The sequence below is a fragment of the Pseudomonas sp. D1HM genome, from assembly GCF_019266105.1.
Lineage (GTDB): Bacteria > Pseudomonadota > Gammaproteobacteria > Pseudomonadales > Pseudomonadaceae > Aquipseudomonas > Aquipseudomonas taetrolens.
Genome location: NZ_LRMN01000007.1, coordinates 50557 through 66630 on the forward strand (window position 1 = coordinate 50557; position 16074 = coordinate 66630).

A 16074-nucleotide genomic window follows, 5' to 3' on the forward strand; every position below is an offset into this window, starting at 1 on the left:
GGTAAAGCGCCTGGATGAGGGCCTCGATCCTACCCAGCTTTTCCAATACCTCGCTGGCAGGCCGTTTCAAGTTGCTCAGCTCGTTTAGCGAAAAGTTTCAGCGTCCAATCGACGAATGCGCGTACAGGAAGCGATGTGCGATTCCCTTTTGGGTATACGACTGATACCGGAATACTGGGAGCATTAAACTGGGCCAATACAGCTACCAATCTACCGCTTTGAAGGTGTTCCTCGACGAGATAACTGGCGACTCTGATCAGACCTAAGTGGTTGAGAGCACATTTCACATAAGCAGCCGTTTCATTAACGGAAATCGAATCATCCATTTGAACGTTGACCGCATTACCGTCTGAAAGAAAAGTCCACTCCATGTTTTTAGTTGATTGAGGGTAAAAGTACCCAACTGCTCTGTGCATCGCCAAATCACTTAGTCGTGTGGGCGTGCCATTGGAACGCAGGTATTCGGGGGTCGCGCACGTTACCCATTCGAAGGATGCGACTGTGCGTGCAACCAGGACCGATGAATTCGCGGGAATACCGGTTCGGATAACACAGTCGATATTTTCCTGAAGGAGATCGACAACTCGGTCGTCTAACCCTACGGCCAATTGAATCTGCGGATATTGAGCAGTGAAAGTCCCGATTGCCGGCAAGATCACATGACGCGCAAGTCCATGGGAGATATCTATTCGCAATCTACCGTGCGGCGTTTTCGTAGCGCCTGGAAGTGTCGCTTCCGCCATCGCGAGATCCCCCAGTATGCGCTTGCAGGACTCGTAATAATGCAAGCCATCAGGGGTCATGCTGAGTTGTCTGGTCGTACGATTTAGCAACGTAACGCCCAACTGATTTTCCAATTGCTGGATCAAACGGGAGACAGTTGCAGTGGCGACCCCCATGGTGACTGATGCCTTGCCAAAGCCTCCGTGTTCCACCACAGAGGTAAACGCTTGCATTGCGTGTAACCGGTCCATTTCCACTCCTCAACAAGTCCGACCCAAGCTCAAGCAAAAATGCGTCGCGTCAGCCGATCCATTGCGCCGAAATGCGCACGCAGATTTTGGTTTAGGGACTCGTCAGCAAAAGGGTTAGTAACCTGCAGCGCGCGGCCCAACTGTTGGTCCAGAGGAAACTCTTCATTATTAGTGGCGTTGGTGTAGTTTGAAAGGAGCTCTGCACGCCAAGCCGAAAGCCCGTTGGCACCAGCGTTGTCCAAGTCAAAGTTCTGCGCGAATGAAGTGACATGGCGCACTTGACTCATAAGAAATATAGCGCGGCCTGCTTGTTCAATGAGCTCAGCCTTTTTTTCAGGCGCTTCATATATCGAGATATAAACCATCTTGTCTATGACGAGGCCAACACGGTCTGCCAGCCCGACAGTGGAGGAACGGTCTACGTCGCTATCAGAGAGGTAGCGTGCCAGATCGTGTTCAAAGACAGCAGAGACGTGATCCGGATTTTTCAGCACTCGCTTGCGAGGCAGCCATAGATAGAGAAATGCCAAGGCTATCGTGCCGAGTCCCATACTGACGGAGCGCTCTATGGCAAACCCTATATCTATTTCCTGCACGTTCATGGGTAGCAGGAGCACCATAAACGAGATATTGAATCCAAGGCTGTAGGCGAAGCTCATCAAGCTAGATAAGCCCATCAGTCCGAAAAACATTACAAATCCCGCGGTCAGCACAAGGATCTCAATTGCGCTTGGCGCTTGGGCAAGCAAGCTGTTAACAGCCATGCCGACAGGAATCGCAACGAAAAGCCCGATCGCGACGTTCTTAAGAATCTTCTCAGGATGGGGCAGCTTCCCTAGCATTATGCTGAACACGATGGGTACAACACACAGCAAGAAACCGTACGTCCAGTCAGTGGCGTACCAGAAAGCAAACCCTGACAAAAATAGAACCGAAGTCCTGAGGCCAGTGATGAGACAATTTGTTACTTGCCGATGCCGACGTACACGGACACCTTCAGCACTGACTTTTTCTGACCGCATCAAGCTGACGTATAGTTTATTGATGGTGCCGAGCAGCGCGGCCAATTCACTTATTTTAGAAAGCAACATGCTGAGTTCGCTGTCTTCTATTGCCAGTCTCGCGGCGTGTTCGCGAACCTCTGTTGCGAAATTTTGCATTTCCAGGATCACGCCATCGCTTGGAATTGGCTGCTGCATAAGCTGATCGACAAGATGCTCGAGCACATCCAGCTCCCAAGCAATAGGCTGGCGCTCCAACGGCGAAAGCATATGCAGCGTGTACGACTCGGACGCGATTTGAATTGCCAGTTTGTTGATCTCTCGCGCTACGTTGGCGCCCCGGCGTCCCCACGCACCTTCGAAGTCACAATGATCAGCCAGATCAGCGTTCTCAATGATGCCGCTGTATATTGCCGAAGAGCGTGTCCTCAGCTCTTGCGGATCCAGTGTAAACTTCATGTTGAGGGAGAGGACTGATTTCATTAGACGCCCGGATGACTGGCGCAATAAATCAGAACTGAATACCGGCCACACGCATGCACTAACGAATGCCGCCCAAACGATGCCCGCGATAATAGTACCGATGCGGTCAACAAAAATTGCGTAGATCTCTTCACTAGTAGGGGTCAGCGTAACTGTGACCATCACCATGATGCAGATAGTCACAGAAAATATGGCGCAGCAAAACGTGACGTTGGCATCTCGAGTGTGGTATGAGAGAGCGGAAACAGCAAACAGGATGAGCGCCACTGATAATGCTGCGATTAGCGGACTTTGGCCGACAAAGCCCATCAGAATGACGCCTAATATCCCCCCGATGATTGTACTAAAACACTGGAATAAACACTTTTTCAGCACTTGAGCATGATCAGGGGCAAAGAATGAAACCATCCCCGTGATCATTGCCCAGACAGGATGTTCAAAGTTCATAAGCAGTGCAATAAACAGTGCTCCCCAAATCGAAATGCTGATTTTTATTCCCGTCTTCACAGCAATTTTGTTGCCAAGAAGATATGAATCCAGCGCGGAGGGAGCCATTGAAATTTCCTCTACTAAACTTAAGTACTGCGTCTATTGCACTGCGGTGACAGCGCCAGATTAAAATACTGATTGAATGTCTTCAGCCATGGCGTGCAATGCGGAACGACGATCACGTTGCTCGGCATCCGGCACTGTCACCTTCAAGGTTGCCGACATGCCGGAACTCAGGTGTACCCCCTCGGGAACACTGTCGATTTTGACGTTGACCGGAATGCGCTGGGCCAACCGCACCCAAGCAAAGGTTGCCTCAACCTCTGGAAGCATCTGGTTTCCAGGGGTGCTGTTGCTGTTGGAGATACCGCTATCGATGGACTCAACATGACCGGTGAGCTTCATCGTTCCGGCCATCAGCCAAATCTCAACTTTGTCACCGATACGAATCCCCGGAATTTTAGTTTCTTCGAAGTACCCCGTGACGTAGTAACTACCGTCCTTGACTAGCGCCAGGCGATTTACCCCTCGGTTTACATAATCACCTTTTTCCATTTCAAGATTGATAATTCTGCCCGTAGCAGGAGAGCTATAAGCGGTCCGGGCTAGATCAAGCTTTGCGCTATCAAGCTTGGCAACAGACTGTTTGTAGTTAGCCTGCTTCTCCAGCATGTCCAGACGTAAGGTATCAACTTCTTCTCGGCTTACCGCATCTTTACTCATTTGTAGCCGCCGCTTGTACACGTTCGTCGCTCGGTCCCAAGCGACTTTGGCGCTTTCCATTTCAGCCTGTGCCAATTCCGCCGCAACTTGGTATCTCGCTCGATCCACGGTAAACAAGATGTCACCTGAATTAACTTTACGTGCATTTTCTGCATGCAGTTCGTCAACCCAGCCAGAAACGTCAGGCGCAATATTAACCACTTCCGCGCGGACACGGCCGTCACGGGTCCAAGGTGTATACATGTAGTTGTCCCATACATAACTTATGCATACGACAATGGCGCCAATCAGAACCAACGTCATGGCAACGTTTGCAGCTCTTTTCATTTTTCGTCTCTCAGAAAGTAAAACGCACCAGCCCGGCGAGAATGAGCATGAACATCAGCATGCACATGAGGCTTTCATTGCGCTGCATGGAGTACGGGATGATTCGGTCCACGACTCGGGCGGTAAAACTGGTCAAGGCAACGGCAATCAGCACCATCAGGAATAACGGGCTAAAGAGTAATCCCTGAAAACTCACTTCGTGCAGGGGCATGACACGTGATCCTCTCGTTTGGCTGCATAAGCAGAACTGGCTGATCCTATTTCCGGGCTTCTGCCAACCAGCCGCCATCCAAGAACACGGTTTGCCTCGAAAGCATTTGCGCGGAAAGGAGCAGGATTTGACCATCTCGTATAACGATACAGTATTCCGCGATGCGAGACAATGACGGAATGGGCATCCTGTCGTCCGAGGGGTACGCGTGCGTAAGAACCCCGCATATGGCCCAGGTCTATCGACGTTGGTGATGAACAGGGCCCTTCAAACTGAACGCGCAGCGATAGTTATCAGAGTCACCCGAGCTGCCCAAATGGTGCGGACCGCTTGGAGGAGGTTATGTGCTTGATGGGCAGGTCTGAGACTTTCGGGGAAGGTCAAATCAAGTGGCAAGAGCGCGGAAGGCTAGTTTAATGATCGAACGAGCCGGGACTCTGAGGGGTAGTGGCATGCTCGGCGCAGCCGGAGATATCCTGCGATCTGTCAGAATGTCGAGAGGCGCCGCCTGAGGCGCCAGTCAGACGTAGTCTGGTACAAAGCCGGTCGTGCGCTATTGGCGTGTTTGATCAATCTGTCGGCCCATTAGCCGACATAGATGCCGGCATGCCGGGACATTCAGGTATAGGCATGAAGGATAAGATTGGCTGGAGAGCGCATTACGCTCCTTTTGTCATGCGTCCAATTTTCTTTTCAATTTCTTGCTTGCATGCCGTGAGCGCAGCTTTGTAGCTATCGGCGTTGCGTGCCGCGCGCATGCTTGGCGCGATGATGCTGATGGCGTAATTGCCCAGATATGTCTCAAGTGGTACTGCAAACGTGCAGACACCTTCGATGTGCTCCTGCTCATCGACCGCAATGCCGCTGTCACGCACCTGGTGCAGTTGCGCGGTCAATTCCGGGCGCGACAGCGTGGCTTCCGTCAATACGGGGAGCTTTTTAGGAAGTATCAACTGCAGTGCTGGCTCCGGCAGCGCTGCGAGCATGATTTTTCCCGAGGCTGTCGCGTAGGCAGGCGCTTCAATGCCGATTGAGAATACTACCCGAAGCTCACGCTCGAAAATGATGCAGTCAACCACGTTGACTTTATCCCCCGCCAGCGTCGCCAGGCAGACTGATTCTCTAACTTGGGTTGAGAGCTTGTTCAGGTATTCCCTGACGCTAGAAATGATGTCTGCCTGGGTCTGATGCACAAGCTGGCCAAGAGCGTGGCCTAGACGGAACCCGCCTGAGGGCCCGATTGACTCGACCAGATATTCTTCTTCAAGCGCGACGATGATGCGGTGGACGGTAGAGCGCGGCAAACTCACAATTTGAGCGATCGCGGATAGACTAAGCCCGCTCGCGTTGTTTCCAAGCGCCCTCAAAATGGCGGCTGCGCGGGCGATAACCTGAATGCCGGTCTGCCTGGCTTCCGTCGAGTCACTTGGATCAGTCATAAAATCACTCCAAAAAGGAACAGCATTACACCGTTAATGCTCAACTCCCGCAAATTTATCGCGAGTTCCACACGGCATTCGGTGCGCTACTGGCTTCAGGCAGAAGCGTCGTCAGCATGCGAACAAAGGTGGCTGTCCGTACGCCAGTGCATTTTTTTTCAAATAACGTACCCATAAGCATCCCGATGATTGATAACTGCATCAATTCAACAATTTCAAGCATTTGTGCGGTGCGTACCTGGGGGGCGTCACAGTATCGCCTCGCCACCAACCTATGGAGCTGGACGCTGAGGTGATCTTGGGCTTTCCGCCACCGAGTTATCACTGGGCAGTCGGCCGTACCGACTTCTCCTTCTTTGAGTAAAACCTTACAAAAGTCTCGGTGCCGTTGAATGCTCAGTGTGCGTTCCAACGCTTTCGCTAGCTGTTCGAACCCCTGCATTGTGGTTGCTCCGGGCAACAGAAAGTCTTCGAACGGCAGAACTGTTGTAGCCATGATTGCGTGCAGCAACTCTGCTTTACCTTTGAAATGCCAGTACACGGCGCCTCTGCTTAGCCCCGCCTTTTGGGCTATTTCATCGAGAGTGGAATGCGCGAAACCGTGCAGGGCGATTGTTTGGAGGCCTGCCTCCAGAAGTTTTAGGCGACTGAGCTCAGCGTTTTCTGCTGTTTTCCTGGCCATGGCGACGGCCCTCCCATCTTTGAATTGAAAGCACGTATGCAGTTAGCGATCGCCTGCCGAACAGCAAGCGACTGATTCGCTTGCACATAAATAAGTGCAGCTCCCATCGACCTGACATGTTCAGGCAGAGGAATATCGCAGCTGTTGCTAGTGATCCGCATTATGGTACACTTTCTCGCATTACGGTACAGAGCGAATGCTTTGTTCTCACCCCGGCATACTGATGCCCGCTTGGTCATCGCGGTGCTTGTCCGCTAAGCCAGTAGCGTGAGGACGGCATTCAGAGCCCAACAGCACACCTGCTGTACGCCATAGAACTCAAACATTGGGTAAGAATCATGAAGTTGAAAGCGCTTACTATTGCGACCTTTTTGGGCGTTGGCCTTAGTGGTTGCAGCTTGATACCCGCTTTCCACAGGCCGGAAGCGCCTGTGGATCAGAGCTGGCCTCAAGGCGCGGCCTACAAAGCCTCGTCGGTAGGTGCCGCCAATAGTGCTGAGTCCATTGCGGATCTCCACTGGCAGCAGTTTTTTCCTGATCCTTCGATGCGACAGCTCATTAGCTTAGCCCTGAACAATAATCGGGATCTGCGCCAGGCAGCGTTGAATGTCGAAGCTTATAGAGCGCTTTATCGAATTCAGCGCTCGCAGCTGCTTCCGACCCTGGACGCCAATGGCTCGGCGGCACGCCAACACTTGCCTGCTGACTTAGCCTCTACGGGTAAGTCTGGAACCTATGGTGATTACGAGCTTAATGTCGGCATCGCGTCTTATGAGCTGGATGTATTCGGCCGAATTCGCAGCCTCAATGAATCGGCGCTGCAGTCTTATCTAGCAACTGAAGAAGCCCAGCACAGCGTTCAGGTTGGGTTGGTGGCGAGCGTTGCGAATGCGTACCTGGCCTGGCGGACTGATCAAGAGCTACTTCGCATCTCTCAATCCACCCTTGATAGCTACGTTCATGGGCTGGCGCTGGTGCAATCTGCAAAATCCGCAGGTACGACATCCGACCTGAATGTTCGCCAGTCACGAACCTTAGTGGACACCGCTCGTGCTAAAACGAAGATCTACACCAGACAAGTCGCCAAAGATGCGAACGCGCTTAGGCTGCTTATCGGTACATCACTTCCGATAGCCCTTCCGGATACTGGGGACTGGACTCAACAATTGATAGCGTCGATACCCGCTGGACTGCCTGCTGACATCTTGCGGCAGCGCCCTGACGTACGGGCCGCTGAGAGAAATTTGATCGCAGCCAACGCGAACATCGGAGCAGCCCGAGCAGCGTTTTACCCGTCTATAACACTGACAGCTAACACCGGAGTTGCTAGCGAGCAGCTCTCCCATCTCTTCTCGGGTGGGCAAGGGCAATGGACCTTCGTTCCTCAAATCAACATCCCCATCTTCAATGGGGGGCGCCTCAGGGCGAATCTTGATTACGCCGAAATACAGAAGGACGTTCGAGTAGCAGCATATGAAAAGAGTATTCAGACAGCATTCAGTGAAGTCGCAGACGGTCTGGCAGCGCTGGGGGTTTTTGACGAACAACTTCAGGCGCACCGAGACTCTGTAGAGGATAATTCAGCTTACCTAAATCTGGCCCTTGATCGTTACCAGCACGGTGTCGATAACTATTTGCCAGTGCTCGATGCGCAACGAAACTTGTTTTCCGCACGTGAGGATTTGGCATCCAATCGACTGCTTCAACTCCAAAGCCAAGTGCAATTGTACCGAGCTCTTGGTGGGGGATGGGATCAAGTGCAACTCTCCAATATTAATACTGAGCGTCGAAATGTTGAGTAGCACTAGTAGATGGCAGAGGTGCAAAAAACAGCCAATGGCTCATCGATAACCACTGGGAGAGCCAGCTACCGAAATCGCCCGATTGGTTTAAGAGAGCCATATATGATGAGACCCATTTAATGAGTGGTCAGTATTCTGAAAGAAGCGGCATTCAGGTAGTGTCGCGGGCAGCTAGCATTCTCAGATGTCTAGAGAGTGAGCCGGAAGGTTTAAGCCTTGGGACAATAGCCAATCGCAGCAATTTGCCACGGTCCACTGTACAGAGGCTTGTAGATGCCTTAATTGTCGAGCGACTGCTAGAGGTGGGAAAAAGTGGTGTACGTCTCGGTTCAGCCTTGATGCGGCTGGCTTCCCATAGCCATTTCGATATGACGCGCCTTGCGCGGGCACCGCTTGAGCAACTGGCGGAACAGACTGGAGAGACCTCGGCTCTTGTATACGCGAGCGGAGTTACTCTGATCACGCTCCACTCCGTAATTTCAAACCAGGAGTTGCGTGTTGCGCCGATGGTGGACTCCTTTCTATGGGCTCACGGCACAGCGGCTGGAAAAATCTGTCTTGCACAGATGTCGAATGACCGAGTTGAAGCGTTGCTCGGCGGTGAACTCAAGCCGTTAACGCCGCATACGTTGACGCTGTCTGCGCTTTTTGAAGATTTAGCATCCGTCCGCGAGCACGGAATTGCGTATGACCACCAGGAGCATCGTGCAGGAATTAGCGCTGTTGCCGTGGGGCTTGAAACGATACAAGGATTTTACGCGATTTCTGTCATTGGACCTGCTTGGAGAATTCGCAACCAAAGCAGTGAGATCATCCACGCACTGCGGGAATGCCAAGCTAGTCTGACGAACTCATGTTCGCTGCCGACTGATCGGTAGGCTCCACTGACACTAATGACCTTCAGGAAGTCGGCGCGATGAGTACCAAAATCGACTTTGAGATATTTGCTGAAATTGACCTAAACCTGACGGTGATCTGCCTCATCGTTTATAAAGAGCAAGATCTGGCGCGCGCTGCTTTAAAGTTGGGTGTCAGTCGTCTCTTTATTCTGGAGGCATTAGAAGATCTGCGTACTCACTTCGGTTATCCTTTGTTTGAAACTATAGACTATTCGATTCAACCCACCGTGAACGGCAGTAAGGTTTTACAGTTTCTAATGCCACTAGCTAATGTGATCGAACCGATACTCGGTCCGTAGAAAAGGATATGTATGGAACGGACTTTTTCATACGAGGCCAAGTTCACGCGATCTGAGGGTAAAAGGCGTGCTGTGTACTCAATGTTGGACAGGGTAATGCTCTTACCCTGATGCATTCGCTTTGCCGAGGATGTGCGGGTTCAGTGGAGGCGTCCAAACTCCAAGGCATTAAAGTCCGTGGATTAAGTGAGGGTTATGTGGTCGAGAATTTGATAGGCGCATTTTGCGTAATTGATGAAGCTCACAGCGCTATAACCAACTGTATGGCAGAGGCCGTAGTCGGGCACAATCTCACGACAGTAGAGTTCCGCATGCTTTACGTTTTAGCGAACGGTGTAGCGGTCACTCCGACCCAGTGCAGCCGGAGTTTGAATATTACGATGTCAACAGTATCCAATATCATTGGAAGGCTGGAAGATAAAGGCTGCATTATTCGCCGGCGCGACCAGCCAGATAGGCGAAAGATAACGCTTGAGCCATCAGACCTAGGGCTCGAAATATTTGAACTTGTGCAGAACAAACTGTGTAGGCTTTGGGAAAGAGGGTTGACCGATCTTGGACCTAGATTAAGGCATATGGCTGAAGCTCTTGCACAAGCAGCTGTAGGTTCGGAGGGCAGTGTTAGCCGTGTCCCATGTTGGAATAAATATTTCGAGATCAATTGAGAGTGAGGTCGCGGGAATTCTGCTAAAACCACACACGTTGAGCTGAATAATTGTTCGGGATTCTTAATCCGGATGGTCGTCAGCACACTGCTGCATGTGATTTTCATCGATTGGTCTTCCACAGCAATTGCTACATAGTTGCGGTCATGATTGCTAGATTCGGTGGGCAAGCTTCGCTTTCGAGCTGGCCGCTGCTGGCCATCTCTGCATGTCGCCACCGTCAGCTATGAATCGATAGTAACCCTTTGTGATGAGCAAAAAACGGATAACGCTCCTGTCTTGATCAAGGGCCAGCGTGCCGGGGCAGTCGGCGTTGCAGGCGGGTTGTGAGCGGATGAGGGCGCGCTTGCGCAAAGGGCGGAGGCCATTGCCACAGGCTGAATCGAGCGATAATCAATACTCTGACGGCGAGACGTCAGCGCGCTTCCCAAGACCAGTAAGGAGTCTGAAATGAAACAGAATCGCTACCGGATTCAAATCGAACAGATCGAAGACACCAAAGGACAGCCAGTATCCCGCGACTCGCTGAGTTTCGAGATAGGCAACCATGACGATGTTTTTCACATCGTCGAACTCATGCTTGCCAGGGAAGATTTCGACAAGAACACTTCCACTGCCTTCGCCATTGGCTTGAAGCTGTTCAGTGAGGTGATGCTGGAAAACAAGGATCACCCGCTGTTCGAAGATTTCAAGCCTGCTTTTGTCCAATTCATGAAAAAGCTTAAAAGCAAAAAATAGACCTCGCAGGTGCCGCGGCCCTCTGGAAGATTCATGAGCCGAAGGGCTGCTATCGGCAGAAGCGGACTTTCATTGGCCCCCTTCTTTTGTTTAAAGGCTCTAATGTAACTGGCGCTGACCGGGCTTAAGCAAAAAGTGCCTCAGCGCCAGAACCAGCACCAATGCGCCCACCATGTTTCAGATGAACATAAACCCGAGCAGGATCCCCATGTCAGCTTGAAACTTGATGGACGACAGTCGCCACCTGAGCACTGCAATGCCCGATGTAATTCCGTTCATCACCACCATCTTGCCGGTCGGCAGCAGCGCAAAGTAGTAGGCGCCGGACAGGTTTGAGCCTTTGCGCAGGTTGGTGATTGTGACACTCAGGTTGTGTAGCGCGTAGTCCACACCAATGCCCAAGCCCAATGCGATCACGGGGAATGTCGCCACCTTGACGCCGATGTTCAGCCCCGGGGGATGATTGTGCTCAACCCTTGGTTAGGCACAACCGTACCTGGAGCAACTCGCATTTGGGCGTAGGCATTCTTCAAACGGTAAAATTCACGTGAGAAATATCAATTGCTTACGAGCATTGGCCGAGCAATCGATCAAACGTAAATTCAGCAGACGTTAACATTGCAGGGAATTACAGCAGTAAAAAATAAAACTTGAAGAGTTGGATTTCTTCTCCGGTTGTCGCCGGCAAGCGCTCAAATGAAAGTTTTTCCGTCAGGGATTTGCGCGGCCAGGATGCCGCAGGCGTCCTCTTTGTTCTGCTCGCCCTACCGATACCGATAGAAAAAGCTGACCGACACACCGTCCTTACGCACTGAGATTCGACCGGCGAGATTGTCATCCTCTCTGAGGATGCGGCCGGCATCATTGGCGGTCAGCGACTCAAGCTCTTTGATGGTGATTTTGGCCATGAAATGGACTCCCCCTACTTTTACCCCCACAAAAACGTCGGCTCTTGATGGACGTTACTGGACTCTCGTAGAGCAGAACACCGCTGGAGCTCAAGTAAATACTAGCTTAGAAAAATCCAGAGTGAAATTTTGGAGTCTTTCAAGAAGTATGAAAAAGGAGATGGGGTGCTAGGGGTCGAGTGTTCGAATCACTCCGTCCCGACCATATATTTCAATGACTTAGCCCAACTTTCGCGAGTTGGGCTTTTTCATGTGCGTGACTTTTGCGTGACTTCTCCAGATTTCATGCTTGCCTCCTCTTCAGGATCGTCAGCACCGGGGCGCGTGAGTCGGTTACTGATACCTTGTTTGCAGCCTCAATCAGTTGGTCCAGCTCTGCCGCTGAGTAGTGACTGGTGATGCTGCCGTTCTTATGGCCGAGCAATGCTTTGCGATCCTCCTCAGTCACGCCTGCTGCACGCAGCCTTCTCCCAAAGGTGTGCTTCAGGTCGTGAATGCGGATTCTGGCAAAGCCATCATGTGCTGGCCGCAAATACTTCTCCTGCCATTTCTTCGCCGCCCTGACCCTGGCCTTCTTCCACGCTGAGTCATTCATGCGGTGAACCATTGTTTCTTCCCCATCGCCGTCTGGCTTGCCGAAAGGGAAGACGTACAGCTTGTGTTGGCCTCGCTGCTTCTCAATGACTGACTTGGCCACCGTGTTGAGAACCACTAGGCGCTCGTCCCGGTTCTTCACACCAGATCGTGCACTTCGTCCGCCGAACCCGGCCGGAATCAAAAACACTGTGGTATCCAGCTCCGGTACCGTAATTTCCCAATCCCATTGAAGCTTGCAAACCTCCTGCTCTCGACACCCCGTATTGACCTTGAACATGGCCATGGTCTGGAGGTGTGCCGGTAGTTCAGCGAACAAGATCGATTGCTCTTCCCAAGAAAGCGGGTAGGGCTTACGGCAGTTCGTCTTCTCATCCAGTAGCGAGATCATCGGTACCACATCTATCCACGCCCGACGTTCATCATCTCTCCACTTCCTGGCACATAGATTCAAAACCCGGATCACTCGCTGAAGGGCGATGTTTACTGTCCGATTAGTCACTGGCTTGCCCATTGCCGGATTCAGCTTCGAGCTGATGTAGGGGGCCAGAGCGTCATCATCAACATGTGTGATTGGCATATCCCCAATGAACGGGTCCAACTGCGCCATGTACGTTGCCGAAATATGGATCGAGGCCTGATCCTTCACCTCAAGCAGGAAGCGAGTTGCCGCTTCCCGCCAGGTTCTCACTTTCCTGATCCCGTACACCTTCTCTTGTCGGCGCTGTTCCAGGAGATAGATCAGGTACTGCTCCGCTTCGGCGCGGTCACGAGTGCCAGTGCTCTCTTGAATTCGTTCACCTCGGTACTTCTTGTCGATCTTCCAGAGGCCGCTCGGCATTTGCTGGAGCCCGGTGATTGCTTTTTGTGCCATTGCGTATCTCCTTTGGATCCGCCCTGGCGCTCGCTGCGGGGCCGATTGTTGTCCTGATTGGCTTCTTTTTCAATCGCCATGGCCTGAATGTAAGCGTCGGCCCACGCGTCAAGTTCCAGTCGGTCGAAGCCCACACCCTGTTTTCCTATTGGGAATTCCCGAACGTGAGGCCGGACTGTTTTGTTGAATTCGTCCCGACACATGCCGAGATAGCCGTATACCTCTCCGGCGCGAATAAAGCGCGGGAGGATGGGTGTGACTTGAGCTGCGCTTCGATTGGCCATAATTTTTTCCATACCGTTCGTAGCGGCAGAAGTTGGGGAGGGTGGTTTTAGGCTGTCTGGAACATCCAGCACCGCACGGTTTTCGCTTTGTTGGCGGCATCGACATCCCATGCCGAGCAAACATTTCTGTTCGTCTCTATGAACTTGGGGCACTTGCTGGTTTTGAGGTGGCGCTTCAGTTCTGTCAGATCAGGCACTTTTTGGCGCTTCTCTGCGGCTTCCTTGGCGAAGTCATTGAGGTTCACAGCGATCAGTCCGTCATTACGGGAGTGGTTGAGTCCGCCCGCTGCGCTGTTCAAGTACTCGTAAGGGATCGTACGGATTCCACCATTTACGATCATGTCTACGCCGATGACCTGATTATCAATGGCCAGATCCGCAAGGCATGGCCAGCGGCAAAGATCATTCGCACGCTTCCAGGCACGGCCTTCAATGAGGTTCGCAACCTTCTGTGGACGAACCGCTACACGCCCCTGATCCGCGCTATGCAGCAAAGCATCATAGATCGGGCTGATCCCAAGACCATTATTGCCCCGGTTTGGGCGATGACTAACCCCGAGGCTGCCTACGCCTATTCGGCGGCTGGGGCTGCCAACGACGGTTTTAAGGCCGGCGATTGGTCGGACGCAGTCCATCCGATCGGCGCATCCCGACACGCTCTGTACCAGGCTTTGGCGCCGTTCGTGGCCGCTGCTGCCCTAGATATCATCTGACCAACTTCACAAGGAAACCGCTCAATGGGTATTGCTCTCAAATCTAACCACATCGGCCCTTGGCACACGAAAGTGAACGTGGCCGTCGCTGACGGGCTGAAAGCCTGGTTTACCTTCGACACAGATGCCAGACGCTTCTTTTATAACCGAGCCCAGAATCAGCCGGACGCTGTAATCATTGGCAATCCGATCGCGTACCCAACGCACGGTCGGTTCAAGGGGCTGACCAACTACTTGCGCACTGGCGTGCGTGAGACTGACGGTATGACGTTGATCGTAGTAGGCAAGGCTGCTGCGCCAATTCCGGCTGAGGCATCTACCACTGGCGATGCAACAACTCCGTTCTATCTCGGTAACTATCGTGGCGCTTCAGTGACTGAAGGTATTATCGGCTCGGCTTATGGAACGTCGCTCTACCACGTTAAGCCAGACACACTCACAGGCGGCGCTGCCCGGGACAACGGAGCAGGGGCGGCGACTTCGGCTGTGAACAGCCTGGGCGCAGGAGAAATCCCAACCGAGTGGGGCATTCGTGTCCTGCGGGTAAGTTCCGCAATGGGGTTAAAGGTGCAGAACCTCACCAGGAACACGATGTCCCAAGGTGAAGACCTTCGGCCTCGAGTCCTTTCCGATTCGCTGTTCCAGATCGGCAGCGGTACTGCAGCGTTCGGCGGTGAAATCGATATTTCTTCGGTGGCCATGTACGATCGGGTGCTTACAGACGAGGAGGTCAACGAGGTCGCGGCTGCGAAGCGCAAGCGCATGTGGCGACTAGGCATTAACGTATAACCCCAGAGCTGTTATCACAGGCCCGCCTTGCGCGGGCTTTTTGTTGTTTCCGATTCCAGCTAACATCGCTTGCGAAGAAATAAACGAATATGCCTTTGGCTGATGCCCAGGCATTGGAAATAGGTAAATCTCCTCGGAATCAATGGATATGAACGAACCTAAGTATCGCGTGGAGCAGTTTTCAACTGCGGTCCAGCTCATGGAACATCTAAGTCCGCTCAATCCAATATGGCAAAATGGAAACTATATTTTTCGGGGGCAGTCAAGCGATAGGTATAAGCTTACACCCTCAATCTGTAGGAGGGGACCAGGGGCATTTGTAGAAAATATTCCTCGCAGAACAACTTCCGACTCATCTCTAAGTCAAATTGCTACTGAACTTGATGTCCTCGCGCTTTTCCTCGATGGCTGTGATCGATCGGGTCTCACTGTCCCAGGTTACTCTGCTCACGTGAAAAGAAACTTTGCGACTATACGCTCAGATATCGCAAGCAAACGTGAGCCCTGGCCGCATCCCGATTTATACGAAATACTAGCTGTGGCACAACACTATGATGTCCCTACGCGACTTCTTGATTGGACCACTCGTAGCTTTGTTGCATGTTACTTCGCAGCCTCTTCAGCAAATTTTCTATACGATGAGTTGGGGAATATCACCGTATGGGCTCTGGACTTAAATTATTCTGAACAATGGAAAACTGTAAACATAATTATGCCCCCCGGTGGAACGAGCAAGAATCAAGCCGCTCAGTCAGGGTTGTTTACAGCGCATCAAGTACAAAATATATCTATGTCCGAGGTGTATGTTCCTGAAGCATTGGAGGAGGTTGATGAGATCTATGAAACTCCTACTGATTGGATTCGACTGATAAAAATGACCTTGCCTCTGCAAGAGGCGCCTAGCTTGCTACATCTCTGCTCCGAATTTGGCGTGAACGGGTCAACGCTATTTCCGGGCTTCCACGGCGCCTCTAAAATGGTCCGAGATTGGGCCAAAGTAAGTGTAGGCGTAAGACCGTCCTCAGCACGAATTAATAAAATGCTTTCTGACGCCGCCTTTGGTGAGACGAATGTAGGAGTATTTTCCGATGACAGTTGACCGCTAAATGGTGCCGACGATGACTTGAGGACGTCTGACACCATCGGTCAGATCGAGTGCCTGAAAGAAGTCTGTGGACGC

Annotated in this window: 15 protein-coding genes and 3 pseudogenes; 7 read left to right on the plus strand and 11 right to left on the minus strand. The window is 52.0% G+C overall.

Features of this window, described 5'->3' with window-relative positions; translation table 11 throughout:
- Positions 1-29 precede the first annotated feature (29 nt).
- The 6 genes from AWM69_RS10480 to AWM69_RS10505 form a co-directional block, all read right to left on the minus strand.
- Positions 30-974 carry a LysR family transcriptional regulator gene (locus AWM69_RS10480; RefSeq protein ID WP_169888999.1) on the minus strand — a complete coding sequence of 315 codons (945 nt, stop codon included), beginning with the start codon at positions 972-974 and terminating at the stop codon, positions 30-32.
- 29 nt (positions 975-1003) lie between these two features.
- Positions 1004-3013, minus strand: coding sequence for an FUSC family protein (locus tag AWM69_RS10485; RefSeq protein WP_169889001.1), 2010 nt, complete (start codon positions 3011-3013; stop codon positions 1004-1006).
- A 60-nt stretch (positions 3014-3073) separates the two neighbouring features.
- Positions 3074-3997 carry an efflux RND transporter periplasmic adaptor subunit gene (locus AWM69_RS10490; protein WP_218726661.1) on the minus strand — a complete coding sequence of 308 codons (924 nt, stop codon included), beginning with the start codon at positions 3995-3997 and terminating at the stop codon, positions 3074-3076.
- Between the two features lie 10 nt (positions 3998-4007).
- Positions 4008-4208, minus strand: a complete 201-nt coding sequence (locus tag AWM69_RS10495; protein WP_169889003.1) for a hypothetical protein — start codon at positions 4206-4208, stop codon at positions 4008-4010.
- Positions 4209-4867: 659 nt separating this feature from the next.
- Positions 4868-5647 (minus strand): IclR family transcriptional regulator, encoded by a 780-nt coding sequence (locus AWM69_RS10500; RefSeq protein ID WP_169889004.1) that lies wholly within the window; start codon positions 5645-5647, stop codon positions 4868-4870.
- Positions 5648-5702: 55 nt separating this feature from the next.
- On the minus strand, positions 5703-6329 hold the full coding sequence (locus AWM69_RS10505) for a TetR/AcrR family transcriptional regulator (RefSeq protein ID WP_169889006.1): 627 nt from the start codon (positions 6327-6329) through the stop codon (positions 5703-5705).
- A 338-nt stretch (positions 6330-6667) separates the two neighbouring features.
- On the opposite strand from AWM69_RS10505, the gene AWM69_RS10510 reads away from it, so the two are divergent.
- The 5 genes from AWM69_RS10510 to AWM69_RS10530 all read left to right on the plus strand — a co-directional run bounded on the left by AWM69_RS10510 (position 6668) and on the right by AWM69_RS10530 (position 10732).
- On the plus strand, positions 6668-8131 hold the full coding sequence (locus AWM69_RS10510) for an efflux transporter outer membrane subunit (protein ID WP_169889008.1): 1464 nt from the start codon (positions 6668-6670) through the stop codon (positions 8129-8131).
- 119 nt (positions 8132-8250) lie between these two features.
- Positions 8251-9009 (plus strand): IclR family transcriptional regulator, encoded by a 759-nt coding sequence (locus AWM69_RS10515; RefSeq protein ID WP_169889010.1) that lies wholly within the window; start codon positions 8251-8253, stop codon positions 9007-9009.
- Between the two features lie 38 nt (positions 9010-9047).
- Positions 9048-9329, plus strand: coding sequence for a LysR family transcriptional regulator (locus tag AWM69_RS10520; protein ID WP_169889012.1), 282 nt, complete (start codon positions 9048-9050; stop codon positions 9327-9329).
- Positions 9330-9592: 263 nt separating this feature from the next.
- On the plus strand, positions 9593-9994 hold the full coding sequence (locus AWM69_RS23105) for a MarR family winged helix-turn-helix transcriptional regulator (RefSeq protein WP_373274318.1): 402 nt from the start codon (positions 9593-9595) through the stop codon (positions 9992-9994).
- A 450-nt stretch (positions 9995-10444) separates the two neighbouring features.
- Complete coding sequence (locus AWM69_RS10530; RefSeq protein ID WP_218726663.1) at positions 10445-10732, plus strand: DUF3861 domain-containing protein; 288 nt, start codon at positions 10445-10447, stop codon at positions 10730-10732.
- A gap of 99 nt (positions 10733-10831) precedes the next feature.
- Here AWM69_RS10530 and AWM69_RS10535 read toward each other — a convergent pair.
- The 5 genes and pseudogenes from AWM69_RS10535 to AWM69_RS22850 form a co-directional block, all read right to left on the minus strand.
- Positions 10832-11185 (minus strand): annotated as a pseudogene (locus tag AWM69_RS10535) (MMPL family transporter); the annotation flags it as partial.
- A 253-nt stretch (positions 11186-11438) separates the two neighbouring features.
- A pseudogene (locus AWM69_RS10540) lies at positions 11439-11640 on the minus strand (site-specific integrase); the annotation flags it as partial.
- A gap of 283 nt (positions 11641-11923) precedes the next feature.
- Complete coding sequence (locus tag AWM69_RS10545) at positions 11924-13075, minus strand: tyrosine-type recombinase/integrase (RefSeq protein ID WP_256930292.1); 1152 nt, start codon at positions 13073-13075, stop codon at positions 11924-11926.
- Entirely contained in the window at positions 12976-13392 is a 417-nt protein-coding gene (locus AWM69_RS23110) for a hypothetical protein (RefSeq protein ID WP_256930293.1), read from the minus strand. The genes AWM69_RS10545 and AWM69_RS23110 overlap by 100 nt, the downstream gene beginning before the upstream one ends.
- Positions 13393-13439: 47 nt before the next feature.
- A pseudogene (locus AWM69_RS22850) lies at positions 13440-13700 on the minus strand (hypothetical protein); the annotation flags it as partial.
- A gap of 429 nt (positions 13701-14129) precedes the next feature.
- On the opposite strand from AWM69_RS22850, the gene AWM69_RS10555 reads away from it, so the two are divergent.
- On the plus strand, positions 14130-14894 hold the full coding sequence (locus AWM69_RS10555) for a hypothetical protein (protein WP_218726666.1): 765 nt from the start codon (positions 14130-14132) through the stop codon (positions 14892-14894).
- 148 nt (positions 14895-15042) lie between these two features.
- Positions 15043-15993, plus strand: coding sequence for an FRG domain-containing protein (locus AWM69_RS10560; RefSeq protein ID WP_218726667.1), 951 nt, complete (start codon positions 15043-15045; stop codon positions 15991-15993).
- Positions 15994-16074: the final 81 nt, after the last annotated feature.

Coding starts and splice junctions, on each gene's coding strand:
- AWM69_RS10515 (WP_169889010.1), top strand. CDS start 8,251: ATGAGTGGTCAGTATTCTGAAAGAAGCGGCATTCAGGTAGTGTCGCGG.
- AWM69_RS23110 (WP_256930293.1), bottom strand. CDS start 13,392: ATGGCCAATCGAAGCGCAGCTCAAGTCACACCCATCCTCCCGCGCTTT.
- AWM69_RS23105 (WP_373274318.1), top strand. CDS start 9,593: ATGGCAGAGGCCGTAGTCGGGCACAATCTCACGACAGTAGAGTTCCGC.
- AWM69_RS10545 (WP_256930292.1), bottom strand. CDS start 13,075: ATGCCGAGCGGCCTCTGGAAGATCGACAAGAAGTACCGAGGTGAACGA.
- AWM69_RS10530 (WP_218726663.1), top strand. CDS start 10,445: ATGAAACAGAATCGCTACCGGATTCAAATCGAACAGATCGAAGACACC.
- AWM69_RS10490 (WP_218726661.1), bottom strand. CDS start 3,997: ATGAAAAGAGCTGCAAACGTTGCCATGACGTTGGTTCTGATTGGCGCC.
- AWM69_RS10505 (WP_169889006.1), bottom strand. CDS start 6,329: ATGGCCAGGAAAACAGCAGAAAACGCTGAGCTCAGTCGCCTAAAACTT.
- AWM69_RS10555 (WP_218726666.1), top strand. CDS start 14,130: ATGGGTATTGCTCTCAAATCTAACCACATCGGCCCTTGGCACACGAAA.
- AWM69_RS10495 (WP_169889003.1), bottom strand. CDS start 4,208: ATGCCCCTGCACGAAGTGAGTTTTCAGGGATTACTCTTTAGCCCGTTA.
- AWM69_RS10485 (WP_169889001.1), bottom strand. CDS start 3,013: ATGGCTCCCTCCGCGCTGGATTCATATCTTCTTGGCAACAAAATTGCT.
- AWM69_RS10560 (WP_218726667.1), top strand. CDS start 15,043: ATGAACGAACCTAAGTATCGCGTGGAGCAGTTTTCAACTGCGGTCCAG.
- AWM69_RS10520 (WP_169889012.1), top strand. CDS start 9,048: ATGAGTACCAAAATCGACTTTGAGATATTTGCTGAAATTGACCTAAAC.
- AWM69_RS10510 (WP_169889008.1), top strand. CDS start 6,668: ATGAAGTTGAAAGCGCTTACTATTGCGACCTTTTTGGGCGTTGGCCTT.
- AWM69_RS10500 (WP_169889004.1), bottom strand. CDS start 5,647: ATGACTGATCCAAGTGACTCGACGGAAGCCAGGCAGACCGGCATTCAG.
- AWM69_RS10480 (WP_169888999.1), bottom strand. CDS start 974: ATGGACCGGTTACACGCAATGCAAGCGTTTACCTCTGTGGTGGAACAC.